General features: G+C 66.7%; 17 protein-coding genes. 8 read left to right on the top strand and 9 right to left on the bottom strand.

Features of this window, described 5'->3' with window-relative positions:
- Positions 1-84: 84 nt before the first annotated feature.
- Both F0311_RS09765 and F0311_RS09760 read right to left on the bottom strand, forming a co-directional pair.
- A complete protein-coding gene (locus F0311_RS09765; protein WP_150461760.1) occupies positions 85-537 on the bottom strand; it encodes a hypothetical protein in 453 nt (150 codons plus the stop codon).
- Positions 530-1,999 carry a PspC domain-containing protein gene (locus F0311_RS09760; protein ID WP_150461759.1) on the bottom strand — a complete coding sequence of 490 codons (1,470 nt, stop codon included), beginning with the start codon at positions 1,997-1,999 and terminating at the stop codon, positions 530-532. Before F0311_RS09760 ends, F0311_RS09765 begins: the two co-directional genes overlap by 8 nt.
- A 126-nt stretch (positions 2,000-2,125) precedes the next feature.
- Between F0311_RS09760 and F0311_RS09755 the strand changes: the two genes are divergently transcribed.
- Positions 2,126-3,523 carry an ATP-binding protein gene (locus F0311_RS09755; protein ID WP_150461758.1) on the top strand — a complete coding sequence of 466 codons (1,398 nt, stop codon included), beginning with the start codon at positions 2,126-2,128 and terminating at the stop codon, positions 3,521-3,523.
- Positions 3,510-4,181, top strand: coding sequence for a LuxR C-terminal-related transcriptional regulator (locus F0311_RS09750; protein WP_150461757.1), 672 nt, complete (start codon positions 3,510-3,512; stop codon positions 4,179-4,181). Before F0311_RS09755 ends, F0311_RS09750 begins: the two co-directional genes overlap by 14 nt.
- Positions 4,182-4,223: 42 nt before the next feature.
- Here the strand turns inward: F0311_RS09750 and F0311_RS09745 are convergent, their stop codons facing one another.
- On the bottom strand, positions 4,224-5,861 hold the full coding sequence (locus tag F0311_RS09745) for an HAD family hydrolase (RefSeq protein WP_150461756.1): 1,638 nt from the start codon (positions 5,859-5,861) through the stop codon (positions 4,224-4,226).
- Between the two features lie 170 nt (positions 5,862-6,031).
- Here F0311_RS09745 and F0311_RS09740 point away from each other — a divergent pair, with 170 nt between their 5' ends.
- Positions 6,032-7,075, top strand: a complete 1,044-nt coding sequence (locus tag F0311_RS09740; protein WP_150461755.1) for a LacI family DNA-binding transcriptional regulator — start codon at positions 6,032-6,034, stop codon at positions 7,073-7,075.
- Between the two features lie 4 nt (positions 7,076-7,079).
- On the opposite strand, the gene F0311_RS09735 is transcribed toward F0311_RS09740, so the two are convergent.
- From F0311_RS09735 to F0311_RS09710, 6 genes are all read right to left on the bottom strand, one after another.
- Positions 7,080-9,146, bottom strand: a complete 2,067-nt coding sequence (locus F0311_RS09735; protein ID WP_223881247.1) for a dipeptide ABC transporter ATP-binding protein — start codon at positions 9,144-9,146, stop codon at positions 7,080-7,082.
- Positions 9,143-10,342 carry an ABC transporter permease gene (locus F0311_RS09730; protein ID WP_150461754.1) on the bottom strand — a complete coding sequence of 400 codons (1,200 nt, stop codon included), beginning with the start codon at positions 10,340-10,342 and terminating at the stop codon, positions 9,143-9,145. Before F0311_RS09730 ends, F0311_RS09735 begins: the two co-directional genes overlap by 4 nt.
- On the bottom strand, positions 10,339-11,343 hold the full coding sequence (locus F0311_RS09725; RefSeq protein ID WP_150461753.1) for an ABC transporter permease: 1,005 nt from the start codon (positions 11,341-11,343) through the stop codon (positions 10,339-10,341). Before F0311_RS09725 ends, F0311_RS09730 begins: the two co-directional genes overlap by 4 nt.
- 127 nt (positions 11,344-11,470) lie before the next feature.
- The gene (locus F0311_RS09720) at positions 11,471-13,600 is read right to left on the bottom strand and encodes an ABC transporter substrate-binding protein (RefSeq protein WP_191089858.1); all 2,130 of its coding nucleotides are present in this window, start codon (positions 13,598-13,600) and stop codon (positions 11,471-11,473) included.
- A 374-nt stretch (positions 13,601-13,974) separates the two neighbouring features.
- Complete coding sequence (locus F0311_RS09715; protein ID WP_150461751.1) at positions 13,975-15,351, bottom strand: hypothetical protein; 1,377 nt, start codon at positions 15,349-15,351, stop codon at positions 13,975-13,977.
- 39 nt (positions 15,352-15,390) lie between these two features.
- Positions 15,391-17,790, bottom strand: coding sequence for an MMPL family transporter (locus F0311_RS09710; protein WP_150461750.1), 2,400 nt, complete (start codon positions 17,788-17,790; stop codon positions 15,391-15,393).
- 34 nt (positions 17,791-17,824) lie between these two features.
- On the opposite strand from F0311_RS09710, the gene F0311_RS09705 reads away from it, so the two are divergent.
- The 5 genes from F0311_RS09705 (at position 17,825) to F0311_RS09685 (ending at position 22,088) form a co-directional block, all read left to right on the top strand.
- Positions 17,825-18,583, top strand: a complete 759-nt coding sequence (locus F0311_RS09705) for a DUF4129 domain-containing protein (protein WP_191089857.1) — start codon at positions 17,825-17,827, stop codon at positions 18,581-18,583.
- A complete protein-coding gene (locus F0311_RS09700) occupies positions 18,580-19,071 on the top strand; it encodes a hypothetical protein (RefSeq protein ID WP_150461748.1) in 492 nt (163 codons plus the stop codon). The genes F0311_RS09705 and F0311_RS09700 overlap by 4 nt, the downstream gene beginning before the upstream one ends.
- Positions 19,072-19,237: 166 nt before the next feature.
- On the top strand, positions 19,238-20,218 hold the full coding sequence (locus F0311_RS09695; RefSeq protein WP_223881246.1) for an AAA family ATPase: 981 nt from the start codon (positions 19,238-19,240) through the stop codon (positions 20,216-20,218).
- Entirely contained in the window at positions 20,215-21,543 is a 1,329-nt protein-coding gene (locus tag F0311_RS09690) for a DUF58 domain-containing protein (protein WP_150461746.1), read from the top strand. Before F0311_RS09695 ends, F0311_RS09690 begins: the two co-directional genes overlap by 4 nt.
- On the top strand, positions 21,543-22,088 hold the full coding sequence (locus tag F0311_RS09685) for a hypothetical protein (protein WP_150461745.1): 546 nt from the start codon (positions 21,543-21,545) through the stop codon (positions 22,086-22,088). Before F0311_RS09690 ends, F0311_RS09685 begins: the two co-directional genes overlap by 1 nt.
- Positions 22,089-22,370 lie beyond the last annotated feature (282 nt).

Below are 22,370 nucleotides of genomic sequence, written 5' to 3'. Positions count from 1 at the left end.
TCCGGGGTCCCTTTGTGTGAGAGGGAAGCCCGCGTAACGCGGCTAAGAACCGAAGGGGGTCTCCCGTCGGCGGGATCAGCACCCTCAGATGCGGGTGCCGGGTTTGGGGCGCAGGCCCGCGGCGATCAGCGCGATGCCGGCCAGCGAGCAGATCACCAGTCCCACCATCAGCGGGTCCATGCTCAGCCCGAAAGCCACTGAAGCCACCACCCAGCCCGCCAGCACCAGGGCCACCAGGGCGAAGACCATCGATCCCAGCCGGATGCCCTGTCGGTCACCGGCGGCCGAGACTGCCGCCACCTCACCGGTGAAAGCGGGACTCACTGCTCCGGGCTCCGGGGCCTGAGCCTCAGCGCGCTCCCACCATCGGGGCTTGCGCTCCGGCTCCTTCCAGGTGAAGTCAGCCTCCGACTGCGCCTTCAGCGACTCAGCGAGCAGCGCATCCACATCCTCCGGCTCAGGCGGCAGGGGAGTGGTGGGCTGGTGACTGCGGGGCACCCGCTCTGTGGCGGCGTCGTCATGGTTCTTCTTACTCATTGGTCTGCTCCTCCTCGAAGATACCCAGCTCCTCCTGCTCATAGGTGGTCTCGTCGTAGACCACCACATTGCCGAACGCATTGGCCACGCTCAGCTGCACAGTGCCGACGGCCACCTCCGGCCCGTGATCCCGGGTGGTGGCACCGATCCCGCTGTCGGACTCCCACACCTCCTGGGTGCGGATCTCGACATTGCCTAAGAAGTTCCCCGGGTCTATCTCCCAGAAGACGTCGTCGGGCAGGATCACAGTGGTGTTGGCGAAGGCGTTGTTGATCTCCACCACCGTGTGGAAGTCTCGGATGGCCAGGAACTCGGCCGACTCGGCGTCGTCGGAGAAGTCCACGGCGTCGGCCTCGGTGAACTCATCGGCCAGGTAGCGCAGATCCATCGTAGTGTTGGCGAAGGCGGTATTCGCTGTGCCCGCCTGGGTGGTGTAGTTGCCGAAGACATGGTTCGAGCTGTCCTGCAGATTTGACGGCCCCACCAGGAACACCACAAGCATTAAGGCGGTGAAGATGCCCAGCAGCCCGCCACGGCCCTTCTTGCCGCGCACCGCCGAGACCAGGTGCATCAGTGCCAGCAGGATCACCACCGCGGCCAGGCCCAGCACCACCGCATTGGTGGCAGCCAGACCGATAGTGGTGGCGAACCACATGCCGGCAGCGATCAGCGGGATCGCCAGCAGCAGCAGACCGAAGCTGACCAGCCGGCGGCGGCGCTTCTCCTCACGGATCCGGGGATCCTCCTGCGGTTTGGTCTTGGGGGCGGCCTTCACCCCTGTCGCAGGGGCGTGGGCCTGCCCGTACCCGCCTGCTGTGGGATAGGGACTGGTATAGGGCGCAGCACCCTGCTGAGCCTGCTCAGGCCCCTCCTTGGGATACCAGGCAGGTTTTCCGTCTTCCCGGCGGCTGGCATCGGCGTGCTGGCCATCTGCACCTGGCTGCTGCCCCTCTGACCCGGCCCCGCTACGCGGTTCAGAGGGTGGCGCTTTTGGGGAGCTGCCCCGGCTGCCGTGCTGGTCGGTGCCCTTCTGGTAGCTGCGGAAGATCGCCCACAGCAGCCAGGCCACCAGTCCGATGATCACCAGGTTCAGCAGGATCGCGAAGGGCCCCACAATATTGGGGGTGAACACGTTGATCGCCCCGATCCCGCCCAGAATCGCCGCTCCCCAGAACCCGGAGGGGTAGGAGCCGCGCAGCGCCTGCTGAGCGTGAATGCGTCCCTGGGCGTCCGGCAGGAACATCCAAGCCAGCCCGTAGAACAGAGCCATCGGGGAGAAGAAGATGAAGAAGGCGATCACGCCCAGGCCGCGCACCAGTGCGGTGTCCCAGCCCAGCTTGCCGGCTACTGCGGCGAACACGCCCCCGGCCCAGGCGCCCTGGGGACGGTGCAGCCCGAGGGTGCGGACCCAGTCGAAGATCTGATGGCCAGCCTCGCGGCGGCCGTGCTGTGAAGTGTTCATGGCTTAAGTCTCCCGTCCGGAACACATCCGCCGCTATGCGGGACCGCCCTGATCCGACCCTGATCCATACCCCTAAACCCTCTGCGGCCCTGCCCCAGCAGACGGTTGCCGTGACACTATGGAACGGTGGAACCCACGACGACGCCGAGCAGCCAGGTGCCCCAGCGGCCGCCACTGCGCCGCGCCTCGGACACCCCAGTGGCCGGGGTATGCCTGGGGCTCTCCCGGCATCTGGGGATCTCGGTTCCCCTGGTGAGAGTGCTCTTCATCGGGCTGGCCCTGGCCGCAGGTGTGGGACTGCTGCTCTACTGCTGGCTGTGGATCTTTGTGCCCACTGAAGAGGAGCCCACCCCAGGCGCGGCCCGGCGGGGGCTCAGCGGCCCGGCAGTGCAGGAGACCTCCCCGCCGCCAGCTGCGGGTTCCGGCAGCGGCTGGCGGGCTGCGCTGCAGCGCGGACTCGACGCCCTGACCTCCTCCCCTGAGGTGCTGCTGGGCTGTGCGTTACTGGCAGTCAGCGGCATGTTCCTGGCCCAGCTGCTGGGCTTCACCATGGACTGGCGCACAGTGGTGGCCCCGGCTGTGATCCTGGGCGGAGTGATCCTGGCCTGGACTCAGATCGACCGCACACATGCCGACAGCTCAGACCCCGCCCAGCGCAGCGCGGCGCTCTGGCAGGTCAGCTTCGGCGCCGGACTGGTGATGGTCGCCGTACTGGTGATCGCCGGCGGCCTGGTGGGCGCCGGGGAGCTGATCACTGGGCTGATCGTCGGGGCCATGCTGCTGGCCGGGCTCGCCCTGGTGCTGGCCCCATGGTTCATCAAGCTCTATCGCACCGCCCAGGTGGACCGGGAACGGGCCGCAGCCGAGGCCGAGCGCGCCGATATCGCCGCCCACCTGCACGACTCAGTGCTGCAGACCCTGGCCATGATCCAAAAGCAGAAGGCTGACCCTGCGGCAGTGGAGAGTCTGGCCCGCGGGCAGGAACGTCAGCTACGGGCTTGGCTCTACCGGCAGAACGCCCAGGCCACCGGCAGTCTGAAGGACCAGGTTATGGCAGTGGCCGCCGAGCTGGAGGAACTGCACTCAGTGCCGGTGGAGGTAGTGACCGTGGGTGAATCCCGGCGGAACTACCACCAACCACTGGTAGCGGCTACCCGGGAGGCCATCCTCAACGCGATCAGACATGCTGGACCGGCCTCGGTGTACATCGAATCCACCCACGGCGAGGATGCTGTGTTCGTCCGCGACCGCGGGCAGGGCTTCGACCTGGAGGGTATCGCCGAGGACCGGATGGGGGTGCGGGAGTCCATCATCGGCCGGATGGACCGAGCTGGTGGGAGCGCCCGAATCAGATCCACCGAGCGCGGCACCGAGGTCCAGCTGTTCCTGCCCCATGATGCTCATGCGGCTTCCCACAATCGTCCCGGCGATGAAGGCGCTTCTTCATCTCGCTCGACCCAATCGTCCACCCCGATGCAGGCCCAGCCCACCCCCAACGGCAGAGAGGTGCATGATGATCACTGAGACCAGCAGGCGGCGTCACGTGGTGATTGTTGACGACCACGGCATCTTCCGGTCCGGGCTCAAGGCCGAGCTGGGCGATGCCGTGGAGGTGGTCGGTGAGGCGCCCACCGTGGACGAGGCCGCACAGATGATCCGCCACACCAGACCCGAGGTAGTGCTGTTGGATGTGCACTTACCCGGCGGCACCGGCGGCGGCGGGGCTGAGGTGGTCAAGCTCTGTCGCGACCTGCTGGAAGAGGTGCGTTTCTTGGCGATCAGCGTCTCGGACGAGGCCACCGATGTCGTCTCAGTGATCCGTGCCGGAGCCAGGGGCTATGTCACCAAGACCATCAGCACCCAGGAGCTGATCAGCGCCATCGATGCTGTGGCAGCCGGCGACGCCGTCTTCTCACCACGTCTGGCAGGTTTCGTTCTGGACGCCTTCGGCACCTCCGGGCTGGTGGAGGATGTCCGTGACGAGGAGCTGGATCGGCTCTCGGCCAGAGAGGTGGAGGTGATGCGGCTGATCGCCCGCGGCTACACCTACCGGGAGATAGCCTCCGAGCTGTTCATCTCGATCAAAACTGTGGAGACCCATGTGTCCAAGGTGCTGCGCAAACTGCAGCTGAGCTCCCGCCACGAACTCACCCGCTGGGCGGAGCAGAGAAGGATCGTCTGAGGAAAGCCGCCGGACCAGCTCTGAGCAGGCGCCGGGGCAGTCTCAGCGGAGCAGGGCGGGGATCTGGCCGGGGTGGTCCACCACATCGGTGATCCAACCGGTGTTCAGGCCGCGGGCGATCTCGCCATCGTCCCCGGAGCCGCCGCGGGTGATGATCCGCCGGCTGATTCCCACCCCCTGAGCGCCGAAGGCGTCGTTGAAGGGCTTATCGCCGACCATCACCGCATGTTCCGGGGCAGCTCCGGCCATCTGAAGTGCGTATTGGAAGATCGCCGGATGAGGCTTCTTCAGCCCGAACTCGTTGGAGCACACCCAGCCGGCGATGTGCTCCCCCAGCCTGTAGCCGCGGATGATGCTGCGCACCCCGGGACCGCAGATGGTGTTGGAGACTACGATGACGCGGCGCCCGGTCTCTGAGCAGAACTCCAGCAGTTCCCGGATCCCCTCCCGTTCGGTCTTCACCGACTTGGACTGGTACAGGGCCATCTGCAGCTGCTCGGCCTCAGCCAGCAGCGCCTGATGCTGCTGCTCGGAAACCAGCCCATCGGTGAACTCACCCCAGTACTGGCGGGCGGTGATCTCCCGGTAGCTGGCCTCCTCATCCTGGGAGCCCTTGTGCAGCTTGTACCGCTCATGGGCCGCTCGCACAATTTCCAGCCCGCGGCCGGGCTGCACCGGTGCGCCGGCCTGGCGCAGCACGGCTTCCAGGGCATCGGCGGCAGTCGCGAAGGGGGCCTGCGGCTTCGCCGAATGGGAGACCACCCCGCCGTGGTCCAGCAGAATCACCTGGTTCTGCACCTGCGGCAGGGTGGAGGACGGCCACGCCGGGCTGGTACTGGGCGCCGACAGCGGGGTTCCGTTCGCGGCAGGGGAGGGCCGGGCGGCGTCGTCGTTCTCTGCTGCCGACCTCAGCAGCTCAAGCAGCTCAGCAGGATCCTCCACCACAGCCTCCGGGATGTCCGGCACCGGGAAGGGCGGTTCATCGGTGTGCTGGGAGCGGGTGAGCACCACTGCGCCCACCCCGGCACGGCGCCCGGCGACCAGGTCGCGGTCCAGGGTGTCACCCACGTACCAGCAGTCGGTCAGCTCAGCGCCGAGTGCCGTCGCGGCGCGGCGGAGCATATCCGGATGAGGTTTGCGGATGCCCGCCTCATCGGAGTAGATCTGCACGCCGAAAGCTTCATCGAGTCCCAGCTGGGAAAGGATGCGGCGGTGACTGCGCCCGGAATGCGCATTGGACACCACGCCCAGTGCTATGCCCTGCTGCTGGGCGTAAGCGATGAGTTCTGCGGCTCCAGGGCGCAGATTGTGCTCGGTGAGCGCGGTGGCCATGGTGTCCAGCAGATCTGCGCCGTCACCGCTGAGCACCGCACGAGCCGTCTCCGGCAGCTCGGCGAAGTAGAACTCCAGAATCTCCGCCACCGTCAGCTCACGCGGGCTCCGGCGGCGGGAGGCGGCATGCTTCCAGTGCTTCAGCGCAGTGGACCCAGCGCCCAGAGCCTCCTCCAGTTGGGCGGCAGGAACCTCAATCCCCGCGGCGGCCAGGCGCTGCTGGAGCAACCGGGCGAATTCGGCCCGGCCCTCGGGACGCTTGGCGGTCAGGATGATCACCCCGCCGAAGTCCAGCAGCAGAGCCTTGGGGCGGCGTTCCAGTGGGCGGGGCAGAGCAGTGTCGGTCATGGGAGCCTTTCAGCTGGAACGGTTCAGAAGCACAACGAGGCTGAAAGTACGAACGCGCGGTGACACGTGAGCGGACGGTGGGTAAACAGTCGTGGAACGTTCCACAACAATCTGCTGGAACGCAACAGTTGGGCACGATTTCGCTACTTCCGCCGCCTAATCTGACCCTCATGGCCAGCCTTACGACCTCCGCGGCTCAGCGCCGACGCGCCGGGCGCAAACCCACCATTCACGACGTCGCCGAGGCAGCCGGGGTCTCCAAATCAGCAGTCAGTCTGGCCATCCGTAACCAGCGCGGAGTTTCCGAGGCCACCCGGGAGCACATTCTGCAGGTGGCCCAGGAGCTGGGCTACCGATCTAATGTGTGGGCCCGCTCCCTGGTGCAGGGCCGCACCGGACTGATTGGGATTCTGCTGCAGGACCTGGGCAACAGCTACCACCGCGACGTCACCGCAGGGGTGGAGGACGCCGCGGTGCAGAATAACCTGCGCCTGGTGATCGGACACGGGCGCCGAGATGCCAAACGTCTGCAGGCTGAACTGGACTCACTGCTGGCTCTGGGGGTTGAGGGCGTGGTGATCGTCTCCTCCTGGGTGCCTCCGCACTATCTGGAGAAGGTGGGCAAGCGGGTCCCACTGGTGGTGGTCGGACGGCTGCCGTACCGGGTGCCCGGGGTGGACACGGTGGCCAACCGGGATGAGGAGGGTGCCAAGCAGGCGGTGCAGCACCTGATCGGGCTGGGGCACGCCCGGATGGCCCACCTGACCGGCTCGTCCAGACCGGCGGCCATGCACCGGCGGGCGGCCTTCAGCGAAATGATGCGTCGGATGCTGCCGGATGTGGACCCGCAGGTGGAGGGCCCGGAGCAGCTTGAAGCCGCCATCAAGTACCTGGTGTTCCAGATCCAGCAGGAGAAGGGCGCTCCCACCGCGGTGTTCACTCAGAACGACCGGGTGGCCGCCGACCTGGTGGGAGCCTGTCTGGACGCCGGGCTCCGACTGCCGGGGCAGCTGAGCATCGTGGGCTATGACAACTCCAGTGTCTGCCGGATGCTCCGCCCACAGCTGACCAGCGTGGACCAGCCGCGGGCCCGGATGGGGGAGCTGGCCCTGGAGATGCTCAGCGAGCGGATCGCCGGCCGGGCTGAAGATAGGCACATCACCATCGCTCCCAAACTGGTGGTCAGGGAGTCCACCACGACGCCGCGGGACTGAGAACCTACCGGAGAATCCCGGTCAGTTGAAGCTGCTCGGCGAAGTGGCAGGCGGTCTGGCGGCCCTCACCGGTCCCTCGCAGCGGGGGAGTCTCGGTGGCGCAGATCTCCTGGGCGAACCGGCAGCGGCTGCGGAAGGGGCAGCCGGAGGGCTTCTCCGTGGGGTCCGGAAGCTCCCCGGAGATCTCGATGCGCGCACGCCCGCGCTGCCTCACCGGGTCCGCGATAGGCACCGCGGAGAGCAGGGTCTCGGTATAGGGGTGCATGGGCCGGGTGAACAGTTCCGCGGTGGGGGCGGTCTCCACCAGCTTGCCCAGGTACATCACCGCCACCCGGTCGCTGAGGTGCTCCACGGTGGACATGTCATGGGAGATGAACAGGTAGCTCAGTCCCCGCTCGGCCTGCAGCCTGGCCATCAGGTCCAGCACCTGGGCGCGCACCGAGACGTCCAGGGCGGAGACCGCCTCATCTGCCACCAGCACCTGCGGGTCGGTGGCGATGGCCCGGGCGATCCCGATCCGCTGGCGCTGGCCCCCGGAGAAGGCGTGGGGGTAGCGCTCGAGGTGCTCGGACTCCAGGCCCACCAGCTCCAGCAGCTCCACCAACCAGTTGTCAGAGATCGGCCCGTCCCCGCGGACCGGCTCCAGCAGGATGTCCCGCACCGTCATCCGAGGGTTCAGCGAGGCGAAGGGGTCCTGGAACACCATCCGCATCTGGCGGCGGTACTCGCGCAGCTGGCGCTCCGGCACCGCCGCCACATCCCCCGTGACATGTGTGGTCAGCCGCTGGAGGACGGTGCCGCCGGTGGGCTTCTCCACCCGCAGCAGGCATTTGGCCAGCGTGGACTTCCCGCAGCCGGACTCACCCACCAGGCCGAGGGTCTCCCCGGCGTAGATGTCCAGGTCCACCCCGTCCACCGCGCGCAGCTGGTTGCGCTGCAGTCCTAGCGCACCGGACTTCAGGATGAAGGAGCGGGTCAGGTTCCGCACCTCCACCAGCGGCTTGGCCGCATCTGCCGCGGCTGTCGTCGTCGCGCTGCCCCTGACGGTGGCCACGGAGGCCGACGTTATGGCTCCGAAACCAGTAGAACTGTGGGCGTTGGTGCCCACCGAACGGAAAGGGGCAAGGGGTGGGGATCCAGGACGCTCCGTGGGCACCCGGAGCTTGGGGGTGGCCTTCAGCAGCATCTGCGTATAGGAGTGCTCCGCGGCGGCGAAGAGATCATGGACCTCGCGGTGCTCCACCACCTCGCCGCGGCGCATCACCGAGACCTCATCGGCCATCTCGGCCACCACGCCCAGGTCATGGGTGATGAACAGGATCGCCATATCGCGCTCGGCCTGGATCTCCCGCAGCAGGTCCAGGATCTGAGCCTGGGTGGTGACATCCAGGGCGGTGGTGGGCTCATCGGCGATCAGCAGACGCGGCTGACCGGCCAGAGCGATGGCGATCATCGCCCGCTGCCGCATGCCTCCGGAGAGCTCAAAGGGATAGGACTTGGCGCGCAGCTCTGAGCGGGGGATGCGCACTGCGCGCAGCGCCTCCACCGCCGCCTCCCAGGACTCCTTCTTGGTCAGTCCCCGGTGCAGGCGCATGGCCTCGGCGATCTGGAATCCCACAGTGTGCAGGGGGGAGAGACTGCGCGCCGGCTCCTGGAAGATCATCCCGATCTCCCCGCCGCGGATATGCCGCATCCGCCGGCCACGGGGCTTGAGGTCAGCCAGGTCCAGCACCTGGCCGTCAGACTGGTGGAAGAGCATCTGCCCGCCGGCCACCCTTCCCGGCGGGTCCAGCAGCCCCAGAGCGGCACGTGCGGTCTGCGACTTCCCGGAGCCGGATTCTCCCACCAGACAGTGCACCTGGTTCTCCCGGATGGTCAGGTCTGCCGCGGCCACTGCGGTGACCAGCCGCTCCTCGGTGGGGAACTCCACAGTCAGCCCGCTGATCTCCAGCAGCGGAGCAGGGGCAGAAAGATGAGAGGACGGCGTCGTCATCAATGTCTCGGTCATCACCTCCGTTGGCTCGCTTCCCGCTGCATCATGCGGCTGGGTGGCATCCTGCGGCTGTCTCATCGTGCGCCTCCATAGGGGTCGGCGGCGTCGCGCAGCCCGTCGCCCAGGAAGTTCAGCGCCAGGGTGGCGATGACCACCGCGGCGGAAGGAACGATCAGCAGCCAGGGAGCGGTGATCACGCTGCGGATGTTCTGCGCCTCCTGCAGCAGCACACCCCAGGAAACGATCGGCGGCTGCAATCCCAGGCCCAGGAAGCTCAGGGATGTCTCGGCCAGAATCATCGCCGGCACCGCCAAGGTCACCGAGGCAATGATGTGGCTGGTCAGACTAGGCAGGATATGCCGGCGGATCACCCGGAACCGACTGACCCCGTCCAACCGGGCGGCCACCACATAGTCCTCGCTGCGCAGGGAGAGCACACGACCTCGCACCTCGCGGGAGAGTGAGGTCCAGCCGATCAGGGAGAGCAGCACGGTGATCGCGAAGTAGATGGTCAGCGGTCCCCACTCCCTGGGGATCGCCGCGGCCAGGGCCATCCACAGCGGGATCGAGGGCAGCGACATGAACAGTTCGGTGATGCGCTGGATGAAGGCATCGATGGGCCCGCGGAAGAACCCCGCCACGGCCCCCAGGGTGATGCCGATGACCAGGCTCAGCGCCACCCCGATCAGACCGATGGACATCGAGACCTGGGTGCCGTAGACGACCCGGGAGAAGATATCTCGCCCATTGGCGTCGGCGCCCATCAGGAAGAACGGCGCATCGGCCTCCTGGGGAGCGAAGAGCTTGCGGTCTGTGGTGAACAGGCCCAGGAACCGATAGTCATGCCCGGAGGAGACGAAAAACCCGAGCTTGTGCAGCTCATCGGGGTCCTGGGTGTAGTAGCGGTTCCAGGAGACCGGGTCGATCTCCTGGGTGTAGCCGTGCACATAGAGGCCGAAACCCCGGCCGTCCCCAGGATCGGTGAGGGTGATCGACTGCGGTGCAACATAGGGGTAGTCAGGGTTGTAGTCCCCCGCCGGCCGCGGAGCGATGACATCGGCGAAGATCGCGATGAGGTACACGCCGACGATGATCCATAGGGAGACCACCGCCAACTTATGCCGTTTGAACCGCCGCCAGACCAGAGAACGGGAGGAGCGAGTGCCCACGTCCTTCTTCGAGGACGCCGCCGCCTGCTCACCCTGACTGCCCTCGGCATTGTCGGCGTCACGGTTGAAGGAGTCTTCGGGGATAGGCCCTTCGAGTGTGGTCATTGTGCGGCTCCTGAATGCTGGCGCCGGACCCGGGGGTCTGCCCAGGCGAGCACCAGATCCGAGATCACGGTGCCGATCACGGTCAGCACCCCGAGGATGAGCAGAAAGCTGCCGGCCAAGTACATGTCCTGGTTACGCAGCGCCCCCAGCAGGACCGGTCCGGTGGTGGGTAGGGAGAGGACCGAGGAGACGATGACCTCCCCAGAGATTACCGAGGGGATCGCGTATCCGATGGTGGAGATGAAGGGATTCATCGCGGCCCGCACCGGGTACCGCATCAGCAGTACGTTCTCGCGCTGGCCGCGGGCCCGGGCGGCCATCACATAGGGCTGGGCAAGCTCGTCGGAGAGATTGGCCCGGGTGATCCGGATCAGCCCGGCGGTGCCTGCGGTGGCGATGATCAGCGCAGGCACCGCCAGGTTCTGCAGCAGGTCCAGCACTCGGGCCGCTGACCAGTCAGCCTCTACATACTCCGGGGAGAACAGCCCGCCTACGCTCATGTCGAAGTAGCGGAAGGCCACATACATGAAGACCAGGGCAAGCACGAAATTCGGCACGGAGAGACCGATGAATCCGACGAAGGTCCAGAAGTAGTCACCGATGGAGTAGCGCTTCACCGCGGTGTAGATACCGATGCCGAAGGCGATGATCCAGGTGAGAAACATTGAACCGCCGGCCAGCAGCAGGGTGAAGGGCAGGTGCTCCATGATCACATCGGTAGCAGGCCGGTTCCATCTGAAGGAGTAGCCGAAGTCGAACTCGGTGAGGATGCCCCAGATCCAGGCCCAGTACTGGGCGTACCAGGGCTGGTCCAGGTTGTACCGCTCTCGCAGCACATCGACCTGCTGGGCGGTCAGGCGCCGGCCGTCTGCCTCCGCGTTGGCCATCAGCACGGAGACGAAGTCCCCCGGAGGGGCCTGGATGATGAAGAAGCAGACCAGGGAGATCAGCCAAACGGTCAGCAGCGACCAGCCGATGCGGCGGATCATGAACTGCAGCATGTGTCCCTCACTCTGTTGGTCCCAGCAGCACGCGCAGGTCGTGCTCGCGTCGCGGTCGAGTTGCCTCGGCCTTCACGCCCAAAACAGGTAGGAGGGACCTGGAGGCAGGCCCCTCCTACGCCTGTCCTCACTGATCGCTCGGGAGGTCTTCACCTTCGTACTCGTCGATATAGTCCTGGGCCTCGTCCTCATCGTCGGCCACCGCCTCATCCGGGTTCTCCCACCACCACACGGCGGGGTAGGAGGGTCCCGGATTCTGGTAGGCGGAGGCTTCGTAGAGCTCATGCGGGGCATTGCGCAGGTCGTTGTGCACCACTCCGGCGCGGTTGGGACTGGTGGAGAGACCGATGGTCCAGAAGGCTTCGGCGGAGACATCCAGCAGCTTCTCCATCAGGCGAGCCTGCTCATCCGGATCTGCGGTGACCAGGATTTCGCCGTAGAGCTCCCACTGGCGCCAGGCCGGGGACTCCTCAGGTGGGGCTTCACCGGCATCCTCACCGTCCAGGTAGTAGGAGCCCCAGGACCAAGCGTAGGCGCCGGAGTCACCGAAGGGCATGTACCAGTGCGGGCGCAGGATGGCGTCCTGCAGCCCCGCAGAGCCGTCGCGGACGTAGACGTCGAACTCTCCGGCGTCGCGGCGCTCATTGCGCAGGTCGCGGTCCATGGACTGGATCTCCATGGTGATGCCGACCTCGGCCCAATGAGCCTGGACCAGCTCGAGCACCCTGGCGTGCTCCACCGAGCGGTCGGTGGCCACATCGACGTCGAAGGTGAACGGCTGACCATCTGGTCCGAGCCGGTTGCCGTTCTCATCGGTCTCAGGCAGCACCTGGTCCAGGTAGTCGTTGGCCTGATCGAGGTCGAACTCCAGGTATTGGGTGGCCAGCTCCTCGTGGTAGTAGGGTGAGCCCTCGCGCGGGGAAGCCTGCGAGGGCTCACCCTGGCCGAAGTAGACCAGCTCGATGATCTCCTCGCGGTTCATGGCGTGACTCAGCCCTGCTTTGAAGTTGAGATCGGTGAATACCTCCCGCATCTGCTCATCCGGGTGGATGTGGTTGAAGTTGAACAGCAGAGTGTTCATATCGGTGGAGGTCACATCGATCAGGGAGAAGTCGTTGTCCTCCATGGACTCGGCCAGTAGGGGCCGGAAGTCGTGGTCGAAGTGCCGGTCCTGGTAGGAGATATTCCCGGCGGCCGCACGGAAGGCGATCACCTCAGCGGAGTCGAACACATCGAAGACCAGACGGTCGATATAGGGCAGTTGGTTGCCCTGCTCATCCACCTTCCAGTAGTAGGGGTTCCGCACGGCGGTGACCCGGGTGCCCTCATAGGCAGGGGTCTCGATGATGTAGGGATTGATCTGCGGGAGCTCAGGGTTCATCCACCGGGAGTCGAAGCCGGTGCCCAGGGTCACCCAGCCCTTGGAGGTGAACATGTCCGCCCAGTCCTCGTAGCCCTCCTCGGCGGCCAGGGCCTCGGCGTCGTCGTTGTAGTCGATGTGGAACTGCTCCAGGTAGTGCCGTGGAAACCGGTGGAACTTGCCGTCCTCCTCAGCACGGGCCAACTGGTAGAGGAAGAGGCCGTGCGGGACCTCGAACTCAAGGGTGATGGTGTAGTCACCATCGGTGGTGATGGTCGGCCAATTGCCCTCCGGATCCATGAGGTATTCGGTGGGCCCAGGGGTCAGCTCATCGTTCATCAGGACATCTTCGTATCCGAAGACGATGTCATCGGCGGTGAAGGGCTCCCCGTCTGACCAGCGGATGCCCTCCTCCAGGTGGAAGGTGTAGGTGGTGGCGTCCTCGGAGACCACCCAGTCACGGGCCACCCCTGGGGTCAGCTCGGAGGACCAGTCGCCGTCCCACCGGGCCATCGGCTCATAGGCAGCGTAGCGGCGGATCAGAGAGTCGTCGTCGTTGCCGTTCATGGCCATCTGCAGCTCGCCGCCGTACTGGCCGACTCCGTCCTTGCCGATGATGGTCACGGCCGCTTCGGGGACTCGCTGGTCAACCGGCGGGAGATCCCCTGCTTCCACGAGCTCCGCCAGGTCGGGGGCCTCACCGGTGGGGGCGGTGCGTTCACCGGCAAGGGAGGGGGCGCCGGTGGCCATCCCGGTGTCCAAGGAGCCGGCGGCTGCTGCGCCGCTGACGTTGTCTGACCCCTCTGATGTGCTGTTGTCAGGGTTCCCGCCTCCGCAGGCGGTCAGGACCAGGGCCGCGAGGGCAATCCCGGTGGTGGTTCGTGCCGCGTATCGCATGGCTGTGCCTCTCCAAGGGGTCTGGGGTAACGGGCACGGTGCCAGACACGCGGTCTGGACCGTTCCATGCGACGAGGCTAAGAACACCGGATGACCTGATGGTGAACCCTGAGGTGACATCCGGGGAAATAGTGCGGCGATTTCACTGGATCGTTCCAGTGCGGAACCCGGGTCGGGCGCGCCATGAGGTGACCTGCACCAATGCAGAGCATTGGCACGGGGCCCTGACGTCACGGTTCCCATCCCGGCCGGCAAAGCCTTGCCTGTCTCCGCACCGTCAAGTCGGCGCATCGTTCGCTCGCGCCTCACCCGTACACAGAAGGGGCCGGCGCCGGGGAGCCCCAGCACCGGCCCCTTCTGCCAGGAAGATTCGTTCAGTCGTCGAGGCCGCTGGAGAGATTCTCCAGCTGGGCGTCGAGCACTGCGTAGAAGTCGTCCTCGGTGAGGCTGCCGCCGAAGTCCCCGCCCTGGGTGGTGGTCATGATCACGGTGACGATGTTGTTGCCGTGGTCCATGGTGGCGAACCAGTAGTCGCTGCTGGCCTGGTCCTGGCAGCCTAGTCCGGTCTCGAACTCCAGGTCGGCGCAGATCATGTCCAGCTCACGGCGCAGCTCGGCCTCCAGCTCAGGGCGGATCTGCTGGTACTCGGCGCGAGCCTGCTGGTACTCCTGCAGCCACTGCTGGTACTCGGCCTGAGCCTGTGGGTCATCCAGTGGCAGCTCATCCGGCAGGTTCTCCGGCAGGGTGTCAGGAAGGGAGACCTCATTGAGGTTGAACTCCACAGCCTGAGTCTGGCGGAAACCGGTGAACCCCTGGTAGTCCACCTGCGCAATCTCCTGGCTGACCCCGAAACCGTCCTGCACATAGCGGATCTCATCGCCGGCGCAGCCGTCCAGCAAGGTGTCCACGTGGCGCTCCATCTGCTGGCCCTCCTCATAGCTGAGGATGGTCACCACCACAGCCTCAGCCTCGAACTCATCCCCAGCTACCAGGGCAGAGCCGGAGTAGGGCTCCTGAGCGAGGTCATCGTAGACGTCGCTGTTGGTGGCCAGCCGGTCCACGGCTTCGAAGCAGGCCTCGTTGTAGTCGATCTCGAACTCATCCAGGGTCTGGCGCACCTCGGCGGAGGTGGACTGCCATTCCTGCATAAAGGTGTCCAGATCGTCGTCGATCTCAGACCAGGCCTGGTCCCATTCGCCGCCGATATCGGTGCGGTCGAAGGACTCGCTCTCCACCAGCGGGAAGCTCAGGCCGATCTCGCTGAGATCCTCCGAGGAGAGCAGCAGGTGGCTGGCCTGGTCGGCCTCCAGCGTCTCCTGGGTCTCATCATCGCCCAGCAGGAACCACAGCAGTGCGACGATACCGCCGCCGATCACCACCACCGCAGCTGCGGCGATTACCCAGGGCAGCGCTGATCTCTTCCTGCCGCCCTGCGGATTCTGCTCCGGGTAGTAGGGTCCCTGCTGCGGCGGATAGCCTCCGGGCGGTTGGCCGCCCCCTGGCCCGGGATAGCCCTGCTGCGGATACTGGCCGGGCTGCTGGGGATACTGCCCGCCCTGCGGGTGCTGCTGCCACCCCGGCTGCTGAGGCTGGCCTCCGTATTGCGGCTGCTGGGGGTGAGGCCCGCCCTGACCGGACTGCTGGCTCTGTGCCGGAGGCTGCGGTACCTGACCTGGTGGTGGCCCGCCCTGCGGGTCGCCCCCGTAGGGCTGATTCGGGTGTTGATTGCCGTCCTGCGGAGGCTGAGACATATTCCGTTCCTCGTTTCGATGACGTTGTCACGCAGTCGTTCAGCTGCGCACCGCTCCATTATGCCCAAGACTCCCGCCCACCGACTGCGGCCGCCGGAACCGCCAGGCTCGCTCGCCCAGCAGCTGCAGCGCAGCAGGCACCATCACGCTGCGCACCACAAAGGCCTCCAACGCCACTCCCACCGCGAAGGCAAAGCTCATCTGCCGCACCGGGGACAGCTCAGCGGAGACGAAGCCCACGAACACCGAGACCATGATCAGCCCGCAGGCCAGCACCACCGGCCGGGACCGGCGCAGCCCCTCATTGACCACCGCCCAACCCGGAATCCCCTCCCGCCGGGCATCCTGCATCCCGGAGGTGATGAACAGCTGATAGTCAATGGCCAGACCGAACAGCAGCCCGGAGAGCAGCACCGGCAAGAAGGCCACAGTGACACCGGGCTCGGCAATCCCCAGCAGCGAAGCCCCATAGCCCCACTGCACCACAGCGACGACGACGCCCACCGTGGCTGCCAGGCTCAGCAGGTAGCCGGCCACTGTCAGCAGCGGGATCCACAGTGACCGGAATATTGTGGTGACCACCGCCAGGCAGACCAGCACCACCGCCCCCAGGTAGAGCGGAAGCACCCGCAGCAGCAGGTCAGAGAGCTCCACATCAGCGACCACTCGGCCGGTGTAGCCCAGTGAGTCCAGCCCCCGGTCGGCTGCCAGAGTCTCCCGGCCGGATATCAGGTCCTCAGCCAGCTGAGCAGCCTCAGGATCCTCCGGGCCCACCGAGGGCACCAGGTGGATAAGCCGCCAGCGGCCGTCCTCGCTGGCGCCCAGTGGCATCGCTTGGGAGATCCGCCGGTCCTGGGCGTAGACCCGAGCCATATCCATCACCTCAATGAACTGCTGGTTCTCATTGAGCTGCTCATCCAGCTCCACCAGTACGAGAATCCGGCCGTTCTCGCCCGCTCCGAAATGCTCCCGCATCCCGTCGAAGTGTTGGTAGGCGGTGGAGGACTCAGCCTCCTCGGCCCCGGTGGGCAAGGTCAGCCGCAACCCGGCAGCCGGCAGCGCGATGATCACCAGCAGCAGTGTGGTTGCCACGAGGCAGACCACCGGGTGCCGCACCACAAAACTGATCCGCGGCGTCCTCGGCTGCTGCTCAGGCACGGCGGGGTCATGTGTCGGCAGTGGACGAGGGCGGGCGATCCTGCCGCCCACCAGCCCCACCGCCGCCGGGGTGACCGTGAGTACCGCAAGGGTCAGGGTGCCGATGGTCAGCGCGCTCACCGCGCCCATCGTGGCCATAAACGGCAGTCCGGTCAGGCCCAGGGCCAGCAGAGCGACCATATTGGTCACTGCAGCGAAGAACACCGTGCGACCAGCGGTGCCGGAGGTAACGGCGATCGCCTGGTGGACCTCCAGTCCGCCATTGCGGCGCAGTCCCCGGTATCGGTAGAGCCACAGCAGCATATAGTCCACACCCATGGCCAGGCCCAGCATCAGCGCCAGCATCAGATCGGTGGAGGTCATATCCAGCACCAGAGTCAGTCCGTAGGCCAGAGTGACCCCGACGCCGACCCCCAACCCGGCCACCATCAGCGGGAGACCTGCGGCCAGCACCGAGCGCAGCATCAGTGCCAGCACCAGGGCGGCGAAGAGCAGGCCCAGGATCTCGGTGACTCCTAGCAGGTCGGTGAAGTCCTGGACCAGCTCCAGACCGAACTCGGCACTGACTCCGGCCGGCAGATGCTCCTCCACAGTGCTGATGATCTCGGCGCGTTCGTCGGCAGACATATTCAGCGCCTGGTCGTTCAGCTGCAGGGTGAGAAGCCCCGCAGAACTGTCCGCAGTGACCGTATTGGCATCCTCCAGCAGTCGCACGAAGCGCTCACCCATCCGCAGGGTGTCCAGAGCCTCCACCGCCTCACGCACATCAGCGCTGGTGAACCTCTGGCCCGAAGTGTGCTGCTCATCCAGAGTGCCGGACTGCACTTCGGCCAGCAGCTCCTCCCGGTTCAGCCCGGTCTGCTCCTGATAGTCGTTGAGCTGGGCCTCCACCTCCTGCCAGCCTTCATTGAGGTCCCGGTAGCCCTCCACAATCTGCTGGCCCATGGCAAAGGGATCAGCGGCCCCGCTGACCTGCTCCAACTCGCCCAGGCGCTCAGTGAGGCGCTCCAGCTGAGCGCGCTGGGCATCAGAGAACGCAGTGCCGTCATCGGTGGTGACCAGCACCCGCGAGTTCCCGCCGCCGGCCTCCGGAATCTGGGCCTCCACCTGCTCGCCTACGGTCTGGAACTGCGCACCGGGGGCGCTGTAGGAGCCGGAGGGCCCGCGACCCATCAGCAGGGCACCGCCCAAGGCCAGCACTGCGATGATCAGCCAGCCGCCCAGCACCCGCCAGGGTCGCTGGGCGCACCAGCTCCCCGTCCGTTCAAGAATCCGTTCCACTGCAAATAAGGGTATATCCGGTACGTTTGTGGCGATGGACACCACCAAGGCCCGGGCGGCAGCTGTGCTCAGCGTGCTGGGTCTGTTCCTGCTGGTGGTGGCCTCCGCGGCCCCGATCCCGCGCTACAGCGGCCCCCTGCCGTTCTTAGACCGCGACGGGGACGGCTCCGCAGACGAACCCCAGGGGCTGCCCTGTCCCAGCGACCCGGAGTCAGCCGAGGAGATTCCCGCCTGGTGCGACTTCGATCAGGAGCTCCCGGAGGAGGCCCCGGACCTTGAAGAACAGCTCGGTGACAGCGCCACCCTGGATCTCAGCTGGCTGGAGCCGGTCTTTGCAGTCATCGCCCTGCTCAGCGTTCTCGGCCTGCTGATCTTCGGCAGCTATGTGCTGCTGACGTGGCTCCGGGAGCGCGGCAGTCACCGCGCCGACCCGGTGGAGGTCATCGAAGACCTCAAGTATGCGGCAGAAACCACCAGCAAGGCCCGGGGGCGCGCGCTCGTTGAAGGCTCCCCGCCCAACGCGGTGGTGGCCTGCTGGGTAGCTCTGGAGGATGCCGCTGAGGGCGCCGGGCTGCACCGCACCGGCTCCGAGACCGCCCAGGAGTTCACCGAACGGGTACTGGCTCACTGGGAGGTCGACGCTGCCACCATCACCGAGCTGGCCGAGCTCTACCGCGCAGCACGCTTCTCCCGCCAGGAGCTCACCGAAGATCACCGGCAGCGCGCTGCCGCCTGCCTGGAGAAGGTGCACTCAGCCATCCAGGACCGCCGCAACCAGCAGGAGGTGCCGTGAAGCGTGTAGTGACCGTGGGGACAGCCGCCCTGGTCTGCGGCGTCGTACTGTTCATCGCCCTCTCGGCTGGTGACCTGCTGCCCCATCCCTGGCAGCTGGGACTGGCCGTCTGCCTGGTCCTGGTGCTGGCAGCCTTCACGGTGACCGCCACGGTGCTGAACTTTGATGAGCTCACCACCCAGGTGCACTGGTTCAGCCCAGATCCGGTGGAGCCTGATCCGGTGTTCGGGGCTGCCGATCCAAGGCTGCGCCGGATCCGCAGGATGCTGCACGGAACCGACGACGCCTACTTCCGTGCCGAGCTGCACCGGTCGCTGACTCTGCTCGCCACAGAGCGAGCGGCTGCCCACGGGGTGGACACTGAGGACCCAGAAGCTCTGCGCGCCGCACTGGGACCGCAGCTGGCCGACTATCTGGCGGCCGGCCCACCCCACCGGGCCACCGCCCGAACGCTCTCCGATGTGATCCAAAGGATAGAGAACCTGTAGTGGAAAGAGCTCGCCACATTTTAGGTGTGAAGGCCGGCAAAGTCTTGCCGGCCGAGAGGTGCGCGCGGCAAGGGCCCCTGATGTTGGGGACCCGTGCAGGCACTCTGGCGTTTGAGCGGGCCACGTCAGGGAGGCGCCGCCGGGACCAACGCAGAATCGAGGAATTGTGACTGAAACAACCCAACAGCTGGCCCAGAAGGTTCTCGACCAGGTGGAGACTGCCGTGGTGGGCAAGCGCGAGCCGCTCACCCTTACCCTGGCCGCGATCCTGGCCGGCGGTCATGTGCTGTTGGAGGACCTGCCGGGCCTGGGCAAGACCCTGACCGCCCGCTCCTTCGCCCAGGCGCTGGGCCTGGACTTCGCCCGCGCACAGTTCACCCCCGACCTGCTGCCGGCCGATCTTACCGGCGCCTATGTCTACGATCAGTCCTCCGGGCAGTTCCAATTCCGCAGAGGCCCACTGTTCACCGGCCTGATGCTGGCCGATGAGATCAACCGCACCCCGCCCAAGACCCAGTCGGCACTGCTGGAGGCGATGGCTGAGAAGCAGGTCACCGTGGAGGGCCGAACCTTCACCCTGGACCGCCCCTTCCACGTGCTGGCCACCTCCAACCCGGTGGAGTATGAGGGCACCTATCCGCTGCCCGAGGCTCAGCTGGACCGGTTCCTGCTCCGGCTGAGCTTCGGCTACCCGGAGGCAGGGGATGAGCAGGAGATACTACGACGCCGCCTGGCACGTCAGCGCGAAGAGCTCACCCTGGAGCCGGCCACTGACGCCGCCGGGCTGCTGGCGATGCAGCAGGCGGTGGAGGCGATTCCGGTGGAGGATGACATCTCCGCCTACTGCGTGCGGCTGGCCGCAGCCACCCGCCGGGCCCCAGGGGTCCAGGTTGGCGCCTCCCCGCGCGGCTCCCTCGCCCTGATCCTGGTAGCCCGGGCCTATGCGGTGATCAGCGGCCGGGACTACATCATCCCGGAGGACGTCAAAGCCGTAGCCCACCCGGTGCTGGACCACCGCATTGTGCTCAAGCCGGAGCTGTGGATGTCCGACACCCGGCCGGCCCAGATCACCCAGAAGGTGCTCAGTGAGGTGCCGGTGCCCGCCGCACGGGCCGCAGACGCTGTTGCCGGAGACGCCCAGGGATGAGCGGGACGGTGGAGTCGGATCCGGAAGGGCCCAGCACAGCCAGCAGTGGTCGCTGGCTGCTCACTCACGCTCACCTGCGGGCCGTACTGATCGCCACCCTGGGCATATTCATCGCGTTGGTGGCCGCACGGCCTGATGCGCTCATCCTGGTGGCGCCCCTGGCGCTCGCAGCCGCCTGGGCGGTGCTGGCCCGGCCTGCCGGGAAACCCTGGGCCACTGCCCGGCTGGCTCGGCAGCGCACTGCTGAGGGTGAGCACAACGAGGTCATCGTGCAAGGCCACGGCCTGCAGGGCGCAGATCTGGCCGTGGCCAGCCTGGCGCCCACTGCCTGGATGCAGCGCCGCCCGCATCACGGCTCCCAGGTGCACATAGTGGAGGGCAGCGATGCGCAGCTCACAGTGGGAGCGGATCCGCTGCGCTGGGGCAACCGCAGCTACGGCACCACCCTGGTGGGCGCGGTGGGCCCGTGGGGAGCGCACTGCTGGGGCCCGGTGCCGCTGACCGGAAGACAGCAGAAGGTGCTGCCGGCCGCCGAGCACTTCGACACTTCCGCCCCTGCCCCGCACCCCCGCGGACTGGTGGGCCACCACCGTTCGACCCGCCCAGGGCAGGGCAGTGAGTTCGCCAGCATCCGGCACTTCCAGTGGGGTGACAGGCTGAAGAACATCCACTGGCCCCGCTCGCTGCGCACCGGCGAACTGCATGTCACCTCCTCCTACGCGGATCAGGACACCCATGTTGCTCTGATCCTGGACGCCCAGAACGATCTGGGCAGCTCCGAGGGCACGGGCGGAATCTCCTCAACCTTGGACAGTTCGGTCCGGGCCGCGGCCGCAATTGGGGAGCACTTCACCCACCAGGGTGACCGGGTCAGCCTTCAGGTCATCTCCGGTGCTATGCCCCAGCGGCTGAACCCCGGCACCGGGCCCAAGCACTACCGCCGGCTGCTCGATGTGCTGGCCGCAGCCGTCCCGGCCCCGGAGCGGAGGATCGAACCGGAGAAGATCCGCCTGGGCCTGCGCGCCGGCACCTTGGTGGTGATCGTCTCTGCACTGGTCTCCGAGGCCATCCTCACCCGGGCCGCCGCCCTGGCCCGCAGCGGGATGACCGTGCTGGCCGTGGACGTGCTCAGCGGAACCGACCCTCAGCTGAAGGAGGCCGATGCCTACGATCAGCTGGCCTGGCGACTGCGGATGCTGGAGCGCGAGCGCGAAATCCGCCGGGCCGTCCAGGCCGGAGTGGCTGTGGTGGACTGGCGCGGACCCGGCACTATGGACACCGTGCTGCGGATGCTCAGCAGACGCGGCAGGGCAGGGGCGCGCTGATGCGTCAACTCATCCGTCATGGCTCGGCCGCCCAGCTGCTGCTGCGGGGACTCATCGCGCTGTCCGGACTGAGCTTCACCGCCTTGCTCGCCCTGGTCTCCGAACGCGGCATCACCGACTTCTGGACCGCCCTGGTCCCTGCCGCCGGAAGTCTTGCCGCAGCTCTCTGGCCGCGAGACCTGGTGCCCCTGAGCATGCTCGCCTACGCAGTGATCGCCTGGGTATCAGTCAACGACGACGCCCGCTCCTTCTGGACACTGCCTGCCGCGGCGTTTCTGCTGATCCTGCATACCGGCTGCGCAGCCGCCGCGGTGCTGCCGGTGGCTGCACCTGTGCCGACCCAGCTGTGGATCCGCTGGGCCGGCAGGGCCGCCGCCGTCTTCGCGGTGACTGTGGTGGCCTGGATGCTGGCTCGGGTGGTGAGCGGGGTGCTGATCCCCGGTGCCGCGTTCATCCTGTTGGCGGCTGCCCTGCTGGCGGCCGCCGCCGCTCTGGCCCACACCCGCTGGGTGCGCATCCGGGTGGTCCAGGTATCTGCTTCCTGACCCTTGCCGCGGACGGAATTACCCGGCAGATGTTTCATTCCGCCCCCTATTTTCGGCACTTTGTGAAACAACGGCCGGGCAGGTTGCTGGTGGGTCGGGCGGCGTCGCGATGCTGATCCCGCGTTGCCGCGGCCCGCAGGTCCTCACCTGTGCAGCAGGCACTTGACACGCTCGGGCCTCGCGGAGGCGGCTCGGCCTCGTCGTGAGGTATTGTGTACGGCATCACCCCGGTCTGGGGCTCTTTGTGGTGCGCACTTGCGCGCGCCTGGATTCTCTGTGTAT

This window comes from Nesterenkonia ebinurensis, from assembly GCF_008711175.1.
Lineage (GTDB): Bacteria > Actinomycetota > Actinomycetes > Actinomycetales > Micrococcaceae > Nesterenkonia > Nesterenkonia ebinurensis.
The sequence above is the reverse complement of the archived record's forward strand: the minus strand, read 5'-3'. Positions and strand labels throughout refer to the sequence as shown.

Coding starts and splice junctions, on each gene's coding strand:
- F0311_RS09740 (WP_150461755.1), top strand. CDS start 6,032: ATGGCCAGCCTTACGACCTCCGCGGCTCAGCGCCGACGCGCCGGGCGC.
- F0311_RS09690 (WP_150461746.1), top strand. CDS start 20,215: ATGAGCGGGACGGTGGAGTCGGATCCGGAAGGGCCCAGCACAGCCAGC.
- F0311_RS09760 (WP_150461759.1), bottom strand. CDS start 1,999: ATGAACACTTCACAGCACGGCCGCCGCGAGGCTGGCCATCAGATCTTC.
- F0311_RS09745 (WP_150461756.1), bottom strand. CDS start 5,861: ATGACCGACACTGCTCTGCCCCGCCCACTGGAACGCCGCCCCAAGGCT.
- F0311_RS09765 (WP_150461760.1), bottom strand. CDS start 537: ATGAGTAAGAAGAACCATGACGACGCCGCCACAGAGCGGGTGCCCCGC.
- F0311_RS09705 (WP_191089857.1), top strand. CDS start 17,825: ATGGACACCACCAAGGCCCGGGCGGCAGCTGTGCTCAGCGTGCTGGGT.
- F0311_RS09685 (WP_150461745.1), top strand. CDS start 21,543: ATGCGTCAACTCATCCGTCATGGCTCGGCCGCCCAGCTGCTGCTGCGG.
- F0311_RS09730 (WP_150461754.1), bottom strand. CDS start 10,342: ATGACCACACTCGAAGGGCCTATCCCCGAAGACTCCTTCAACCGTGAC.
- F0311_RS09725 (WP_150461753.1), bottom strand. CDS start 11,343: ATGCTGCAGTTCATGATCCGCCGCATCGGCTGGTCGCTGCTGACCGTT.
- F0311_RS09720 (WP_191089858.1), bottom strand. CDS start 13,600: ATGCGATACGCGGCACGAACCACCACCGGGATTGCCCTCGCGGCCCTG.
- F0311_RS09735 (WP_223881247.1), bottom strand. CDS start 9,146: ATGAGACAGCCGCAGGATGCCACCCAGCCGCATGATGCAGCGGGAAGC.
- F0311_RS09715 (WP_150461751.1), bottom strand. CDS start 15,351: ATGTCTCAGCCTCCGCAGGACGGCAATCAACACCCGAATCAGCCCTAC.
- F0311_RS09750 (WP_150461757.1), top strand. CDS start 3,510: ATGATGATCACTGAGACCAGCAGGCGGCGTCACGTGGTGATTGTTGAC.